At 59.8% G+C, this 7,647-nt stretch carries 8 protein-coding genes and 1 pseudogene; 3 read left to right on the forward strand and 6 right to left on the reverse strand.

All coding sequences use genetic code 11. The features are described 5' to 3' along the window. Positions 1 to 532 (reverse strand): VIT family protein (locus ACE3S9_RS11435; protein ID WP_374546591.1); only part of this gene is annotated, 532 nt, incomplete at its 3' end. A 156-nt stretch (positions 533 to 688) separates the two neighbouring features. On the opposite strand from ACE3S9_RS11435, the gene ACE3S9_RS11440 reads away from it, so the two are divergent. Further along, positions 689 to 1,096 (forward strand): hypothetical protein, encoded by a 408-nt coding sequence (locus ACE3S9_RS11440; protein ID WP_374546598.1) that lies wholly within the window; start codon positions 689 to 691, stop codon positions 1,094 to 1,096. Positions 1,097 to 1,199: 103 nt separating this feature from the next. On the opposite strand, the pseudogene ACE3S9_RS11445 reads toward ACE3S9_RS11440, so the two are convergent. The 4 genes and pseudogenes from ACE3S9_RS11445 to ACE3S9_RS11460 form a co-directional block, all read right to left on the reverse strand. Then, positions 1,200 to 1,418, reverse strand: a pseudogene (locus ACE3S9_RS11445) (methyltransferase domain-containing protein); the annotation flags it as partial. A gap of 192 nt (positions 1,419 to 1,610) precedes the next feature. Continuing rightward, positions 1,611 to 2,813 (reverse strand): polysaccharide biosynthesis/export family protein, encoded by a 1,203-nt coding sequence (locus ACE3S9_RS11450; protein WP_374546592.1) that lies wholly within the window; start codon positions 2,811 to 2,813, stop codon positions 1,611 to 1,613. Between the two features lie 455 nt (positions 2,814 to 3,268). Continuing rightward, a complete protein-coding gene (locus ACE3S9_RS11455) occupies positions 3,269 to 4,438 on the reverse strand; it encodes an Ig-like domain-containing protein (protein WP_374546593.1) in 1,170 nt (389 codons plus the stop codon). 882 nt (positions 4,439 to 5,320) lie between these two features. Continuing rightward, positions 5,321 to 5,650 carry a hypothetical protein gene (locus ACE3S9_RS11460; RefSeq protein WP_374546594.1) on the reverse strand — a complete coding sequence of 110 codons (330 nt, stop codon included), beginning with the start codon at positions 5,648 to 5,650 and terminating at the stop codon, positions 5,321 to 5,323. A 42-nt stretch (positions 5,651 to 5,692) separates the two neighbouring features. Here ACE3S9_RS11460 and ACE3S9_RS11465 point away from each other — a divergent pair, with 42 nt between their 5' ends. Then, positions 5,693 to 6,244 (forward strand): WecB/TagA/CpsF family glycosyltransferase, encoded by a 552-nt coding sequence (locus ACE3S9_RS11465; RefSeq protein ID WP_374546595.1) that lies wholly within the window; start codon positions 5,693 to 5,695, stop codon positions 6,242 to 6,244. A gap of 63 nt (positions 6,245 to 6,307) precedes the next feature. Further along, complete coding sequence (locus ACE3S9_RS11470) at positions 6,308 to 7,141, forward strand: metallophosphoesterase family protein (RefSeq protein WP_374546596.1); 834 nt, start codon at positions 6,308 to 6,310, stop codon at positions 7,139 to 7,141. Positions 7,142 to 7,218: 77 nt separating this feature from the next. Here ACE3S9_RS11470 and ACE3S9_RS11475 read toward each other — a convergent pair. Then, positions 7,219 to 7,647: acyltransferase family protein (locus ACE3S9_RS11475; RefSeq protein WP_374546597.1), on the reverse strand; the 429-nt coding region annotated here is incomplete at its 5' end.

Here is a 7,647-nt window from a genome sequence, read left to right on the forward strand (position 1 = left end):
GATTGGACAGGCGCAGGGTCAGCCAGTCATTCGGCAGGAACAGGAACGGCAGGATCGCCGGGACCACGGTCGCGCAGACCAGTGCGAAGATCGCCAGCGCGCCCTTGAAATCGTCGGGCCGCAGTTTCGCGCTGATGGGACGCGCATTCACGGCCAGTTGCCGCATCGCGCTGTAAAGGCGTTCGCGATCTTCTTCCGGCGCCGCCTGGGCGAGAATAGGCTCCCATTCCCGACGCACGATTTCCTGCGCGGCGTTCTGGTCGGGTGCGCGCTGAACCTTGCGCAGGAAAAGCCTGCGATAGCTTCGAACCGTCTTGCATCCCAGAAGATAGAGCGCCGCGTCGATGACGCCCCAGGCGACATTGCAGCCGGCGGCGGCGATTACGAATGTCCGAGGGCTATGGTCGCTGCCTTGCGAGAGCAAGCTGGCGATCAGGGTGAAGGTCAGCACCATGATCAGCCCGGCGACGACTTCCGCCAGTATTTCTTCCGGTTCAAGCGGATCGAACAAAGACGGTTTCACTTGTCTCACATTTCCTGACGGCCTGATGGTTAACCTGTCCGCGCCGAGTCGCGCCACATTCTCGCCTTGCGAAGACGCCAGCGAAAGCTCAATATTCGCCAGACGACCCGAACGCATAGTGAGGTCGCCGTGGCGTTTAGGCTCCAACTCTTTTTGCTCTCTTGCTTGCCCGCCGCGCTTGTTGCTTTCGCGTGCCAGGCCAAGGAGCGGCTAACCCGCAGTTTCGGCGAGGGCGCCGGCCAAGGCAGCGTCGCCATCAGCGTGGACGCCGGCGACGACGCCGAGATCGAAGGCCCTCAGGCGATCTATTCCAGCGATTCCGGCGAGATCTACCTGCTCGATCAGATGAACGGCCGCGTCCTCAAATTCGACCCCGGCCAGCCCGACGCCAAGACCCAGACGCTGGAGCTGCCGGAGGACGTCAATCCCACCTCTCTAGGGGGCAACACGTTTTCAGGCGCGCCTCAGCAGGCGATTGCTCGCGACTTCCTTCAGCGCCTTGGGCGTCAGCCGGCGCGCCTCTTCCTCCGATTTCCCCGCCGCCTCGACAACAATGCGCGCCAGATCGTCTAGCGTCCACGTTCCGTCCAATTGCTGCGGGAACACGTTTCAGAACGGGTCTTCCATCTCCGGACCGGCTTGTGACGCAACGCCACCAGCACCGCTTCGCCGCATCGCGAATGTCCAGCGCCTTCAGCCGGATATTGTCCAGGCCCGCATCCGCCGCCATCGCCGCGCCGCGCGCGATCGCCGATTCCGCCACATCGACGCCGACAAATTCCGATCCGGGGGCGCAAGTCGCGAGATTGGCGATGTTCACGCCCTCGCTGCAAGCGATTTCCAGCACGAGACAGCGTGAGAACGGAGCGACCTCGCGGCCCAGCAGCCGCGCCATGGCGCCGGCATGGGCCGGATGGGACCGCGCCACCGGCCAATTCGGGTAGCGCACCTAATCGTAAATCGTCGTCATGGCCGCCCCTTCCGCATTCCCCGCGCGTCTAGCGACTCCGACAATATGCCATATAGAATTTCGCCGCCGCCGCATCGAAGCCGGCGGCGGCGAAACTAAAGACGGAGATCAGGCGACTCAGCGCGAGTAGAAGGCGCCTTCGCTTGCGTTCAGATAGGTCAGGCTGCCCGCGACGGCGACCGAAAGCACCTTCTGGATATCCGAATGGATCGATTCCGAGACGAAGATGACGTCTCGATTGCGCATGCTCATGATATTGGCCAGATAGAACCCATCCGCCGACGAGAAATCGATCCGGTAGACGGTCGGCACCGGGCCTGAACCAAAGCGGCCGACATCATAGCCGAGCGAACGCAACAGTTCCGGCTTCTCAAAGCGGAACAGGAACACTTCGCCCGCATTGGCGCGCGTCGTATCGAGCCAGCCGGCCTTGGCCAACCCCTCGGTCAACGACATCGTCTCAAGCTCGAAGGTGAAGCGCCGGTTGTTCACGCCGCCGACAACGCCCGGGCTGGTCGAGCCGAGGACCATGTAGAACTTCGGCACGTGAGCGAGATAAATGGTGTCGCCGGGCGCGAGCGCGACGTCCTGCGAAGGCTCGCGCACGACCGCCTGGAAATCCGCGAGATGCTCCGTGCCGCCGCGCTTCAGGCTCACCAGTGTTTCATAGGCGGGATCCTTGGAGCCGCCGGCCTTGGCGATCGCGCCGGTGAGCGAGATGCCGCCCGGATCCATCGAGAAGCGGGTCGGCTGGCCGACATCGCCGAGGACGCTGATCGCATTGCCGCGATGCTCGACCACCGTCACCACCACCTGCGGATCGATCGCGCGCGAGCGGAGCTTTTCCGTAATCTCGGCCGAGACCGCTTTCGGCGTGCGCCCGGCCACCCGTACCGCGCCCTGAACATAGGGCACGTTGATATTGCCGTCGCGATCGACCTGCTGATTGGGGATCTGCACGTAATTATTCGTGCGCGTGGCGCTTTCCTTGGGCAGGAACGGCCCGCCCGATTCGGATTCGAAAACCGTGACGGAGACGACGTCGCCGTAGCCGATGCTGACGTCCGTATTGCCGCCGCCCCTGCCGAGACCGGAAAAGCGCCGCATCGAATCCTTGGAATATTGGTTCGCCGCCCGGAGCGAAACCGGATTCAGATCGACCTGGACATAATCGACCTTTTCCGGGCTCACGACGAGGCCGGACGCCTCAGAGGTGATGGCGCCGGCGCGAGGTCCGTCCTTGGGAATGAAGCCGCAGCCCGCCAATGCGGCAGACGATAAAGCTGCGAGCGCAAGATTGCGCGAACGTTTCGCCCACAAAGCCCTACTCCTGAACAAAGCCACGCACCAAGCTTCAGTTTTGGACGGTTAATAAAAAGAGATATAGCTGTCAACAACAACGTGGATGATTATAAATATCTCAAGGGATGTGTTAAATTTGACACGCTAAACAAAACCACTTGGGCTCAAAACCGACCCCTCATGGTGTATAACTTCTTTACACGACCCCGTTCGTTGCGTAATCAAGAAGTCACATTAGCTAATTTTTAACCATTTTTGCTATTTTTTTGTGCTGCAACAAAAATTTAGACCACTCCGATTTTCAGGAATGGTCCGGGCAGCGGTTTGATTCAAAGCGGAAAAACATCGTCGCAGACGCGCGGACGACGTGGATTGGTTTCTGCCGTCGATTGGGCTCAACGCGAATTGGGGCGGGGCGGCCGCAGCCGCGCCACCCACACCGGCGTCGCAAGATCATTCAGGCGCAGAATTGCTCAGGCAAAGGTGAAGCTCAAGGCGTTCTGGGCCAGGCTGCCAAACCGGTTGTAGGATGAAACCGATATGTAATGCCCGCCGACAGCGAGGTTCGCCGTCTGGTAGGAATAATAGCCGCTGGCGTCCGACGTCACCGTTCCGAGCGAGACATTGCCGTCATAGACGAAGACGCTGGCGTTGGGGCTCGTCCAGCCGACAATGTCGGGCGCCGCCGTATAGACCCCGCCTGCGCCCTGGCCATTCACATATTGAATCATCTCGCTGATCGAATTCGGCGTCTTCCGGAGCTGGAACGCCGTCGACGCCGTTCCGGTATTGCCGTAGTTGTTCTTCTCGATCGCCGTGACGCTATGATATCCGTTAGCCAGCGAGGAGCCGTCAAAGGTCCAGGCGCCGCTCGAATTGGTCGTCACGGTCGCCACGACCGCGGAATTGTCGTAAATGGTCACGGTCGAATTCGCGTCGGCCTTCCCCGTCAAATGCGGATCGTAAGTATATCCGACGCCATTGATCGTCTGACCGGTCTGATTCGCGAGAGCGACCGTCACGCCCGGAACCGGCGCCGTCGTCGCATAGGTCACGCCGAAATTATTGATGGTCCACGATCCGGCGCCCGAAGCTGTCTCGACGCCGGTGGCCAGGCCGTTGAAATAAAGCGAGCCGCTCAGGGAGCCCTTCGCGACCAGATATTGGAGCATGGCCTTGACGTTCACGGCCCCGGAGCTGAGATCGGCGCCATTGGCCGGCGTGAAGATGTAATCGGGCAGCCCCGCCGCGTCGGTTCCCTGCGAAACCGTCCAGGCGATGTTGTAGATCGTGATCGTGCCGAGCGACTTCATCGAAGAAATCCACGCCTTCGAATAGCTTGGCGTGTGCAGGAAAATCTCGACCTCGGCCGCGTTCGTCGAATTATCGCCCGCGACCCGCGTGAGGAACATGTCAGTAATGACGTCGCAGCCCTGCAGATTGCCGGTCAGCGTATAGTTAATGCCCTCGACGAGCGTGGTAATGTCGTTGATACGACTGGACGTAACGACTTTGGACGTCGTGGTGTTGGAATAATTGCCATAATCGACGGCGAGGAACGACCGGATCCTGGCGACGGCGGCCGTAGGGAAACTCCAGGTCGCGGTGATGCTCGATAGAACAGAGGCGGTCTGGAAAGTCATCGATTCGGTATAATCGACGCCGTAAACGAGCGGAGAAACGCCGAACGCGCCACAATATAATGTGTACGATCCGGAATTATAGCGCTGATTATCATAAAGAGTTGTCGAAGATCCACTTGCAACCGCCATCATTACCCTCCTGCATCCACCCCCATAGAACAATTATAACGACCATCTGTCATTTAGAGGTTCAACGACAATATAACAATTTAAGTATTGAAACTCGATGAAGCAGCCCGGCGCCGGGCGAAAGTCATTTGCGCAATATTTGTGCGCGGCTATCGCGCCGAAAGGCCAAATTGCAGAAACCAAATTGGCGAATCGGACGTTGGCGGCGGCGTGCTGCGGCGCAATAATCCACCGCCAAGCCTGAGGCGACTCACGCCCCGCGAACCGCCTTGGTTAACGCTGGGGCCGTCGCTGTTTACCAATCATTGATAAAATCTTAACCCGTCATTCACCCATTTGTCTAGTCAATCTCTTCAAGAATTCGGTTATTCCGTAACAGATGCGCCCACCCAAGCGCCATATCCATTAAATTTCGCCTCAAAAGACTAACTTTAGCCATAAAATATGGCGCATTTTCAGGCATATTCATCCGCTGTTGAGGCGGCTACTCCAATGAAGACGCATTAACCTGACGATTACAGGGTTGATTCACTTTCCGGATCGAGATATTGAAACATGAGGCTATACCGTTCCAGGATACCGTTTGCATTGCTGCAGCGCAGTGCGCTCGATCAAAACGGCGCACATCGTCTACAGCGCACATCGTCTCTTGAGCGAAACTGACGATCTGTGAGGGACTTAATGACGGATCATCACGCCCGGGCCATTTTTCGCCGTCGCGCCTTGATCGGCGCGCGAAGCGGCGCGCGCAATTCACTGAAAAACCAGAGCAGCTTTTCGAAGGATCGGATCTGACGCGGCCAGTCTTCTCATCTCGGGCCGGACATCCGGGGGCACAACATATTGATTGAGAACAACATAATTCAAACCCAAACGAAATTGGCGTTTTTTGACGGCCAATCCAGCGAAGGCGTCTCGGGTCTGCACCATCGGGAAACAAAAATTCCATTTTCGACGCGCCGCGTTATCGACCTCGACATCGTTTCCAGCAATTCCGACGCGATCGTCAAATTCATTGTCGGCGCCATCGACGCGAAAAGACGCGTCAAGGTCGCCTTCGCGAATTCGAACCTTTTCATTCAAACGATTCGGCAAAAAACGGCGAATGACACGCTGCGCGATTTCATGATTCTGAACGATGGCGTCGCCATCGACGCCGCCAGCTATATTTTGTACGGCAAGTCCTTCCCGGAAAATCTGAACGGGACCGACTTCATGCCGAAGCTCCTGAGCGCGACGCCGGCGGGAACCCGCGTCTTTCTTTATGGCTCCCTGCCCGAAGTGGTCGAGGAGACCGCCAAAGCGATCGAGTCCCGCTTCGGCGTCACGGTCTGCGGCTTCGCCGATGGCTACGGACATATGGCCGACCCGAAATCCGTGCTGAAGAAGATCGAGGAAAGCCGCCCGGACATTCTGCTGGTCGCCCTCGGCAATCCGAAACAGGAGCTTTGGCTGAGTGAGAACTGGCCGCGCCTGGCGACGCCGATCGGCATATGCGTCGGCGCCTGGATGGACTTTTTCGTCGGGCACAAGAAGCGCGCCCCCGCCCCCTTTCGGGCGCTGCGGCTGGAATGGCTGTTCCGCCTCCTCACCGAGCCGCGTCGCCTCTGGCGGCGCTATTCCGTCGACGTGGTAGCCTTTTTCTTTTTGGTCTTCAGGCAGGCCTTAACCAATTGACTTGGCGTGACGCATTCATCTTATATCGACGTCATGCGCAGGATCGATGGAGTGGTCTGACCTTTGAAAGAGCGTTTTCGGCTTTGGAGCCGCGCGCAAGACGCCTCGCCGCCGCGCATCGCCGCCGCAAAGGCGCCCAGGGCCGCCGCCATCAGCTCCGCCAGCCGACGGCCCGCGCTCCCACGCGGCGTCAGGATCTACGCGGTCGGCGACATTCACGGCTGCGTTGACGCGCTCGACGCGTTGCTGATCAGGATCGCAAACGACGTCAAGAGCAGCCCGATCCGAAATTGGCGGATCGTCACGCTCGGCGACTATCTGGATCGCGGTCCCTCTTCTCGGGAAGTGGTCGAACGTCTGATCAAGCTGAACGAGCTGAATTGCCTGATCGCTCTCAAGGGCAATCACGACGTCTGGCTAGACACATTCATCGCGAATCCGGAGACGTTCCGCGAGTGGGAGCCCTGGGGCGCCTCCGCGACGCTGGTTTCCTATGGTCTCGACCTCGTCTCGCTGGGCGCGCCGGACCGATGTGCGGCGCTGGCCGCCGAATTCGCGCGCGTCCTGCCGCGAGAACATGCGGACTTCCTCCGCAATCTGCGCAACCATTATGTCTGCGGCGACTATCTTTTCGTCCATGCCGGTCTGCGTCCGCGCGTCGCGCTGCGCGACCAGAAAGAGGCCGATCTCATCGGCATTCGCCAGGACTTCCTGCGGCACAACGGCGCCTTCGAGAAATTCGTGATTCACGGACACACGCCCGTGGAGGCGCCGGACGTCCACAAGCACCGGATCAATATCGACACCGGCGCCTATGCGACCAATCGCCTGACCTGCCTGGTTCTGGAAGGCGCCGCCCGACGCTTCCTGTTTTCCGACACGCCGCTCCCGGACTGAATCCGGCGGCCAGGCGCGGCCGGCTCTCGTCGCCACGCCAAATCCGGCGCGGCGACGAGGCAAGGCGTCTTTGTTCCTCAGCCGTGGCGCGGCGTGAGCGTCGGGAAGATCAGGCTCGGCGCGCTCGGAGCGACCTCGCCCACAACAGGGCGCGCCTTTGCCTTGCCGCGCGTCAAGCGGAGGATCGGCTTCTCGATCATGAGATGGACGACGACGCCCGCCGCCACCGAGACCGACAGCGCGCCGCCGAACAGGACGACCGGCGGCACATGGCCGTGGCCGAGCTTGGCATTGATCATCGCAATAGCCGAAATCGCCATCGAATGAACCAGATAGATCGAATAGGAGGCGTCGCCCAGCAACAGGCTCCATTTCGGGAAACGCCAGCCGTAGCGGCGCTCGCTGAGAACGGCCCCGACAATGATGGCCGCGAATCCGATCGCGAACTGGGTCAGCAGCGGCGGCATCCGCATCGCCAATTCCTGCCCCGGCGCGCCGATCAGCGT

This window comes from Rhodoblastus sp. (assembly GCF_041915505.1).
In the GTDB taxonomy this organism is placed as follows: Bacteria; Pseudomonadota; Alphaproteobacteria; order Rhizobiales; family Beijerinckiaceae; genus Rhodoblastus.

Coding starts and splice junctions, on each gene's coding strand:
- ACE3S9_RS11455 (WP_374546593.1), bottom strand. CDS start 4,438: ATGACTTTCCAGACCGCCTCTGTTCTATCGAGCATCACCGCGACCTGG.
- ACE3S9_RS11465 (WP_374546595.1), top strand. CDS start 5,693: ATGATTCTGAACGATGGCGTCGCCATCGACGCCGCCAGCTATATTTTG.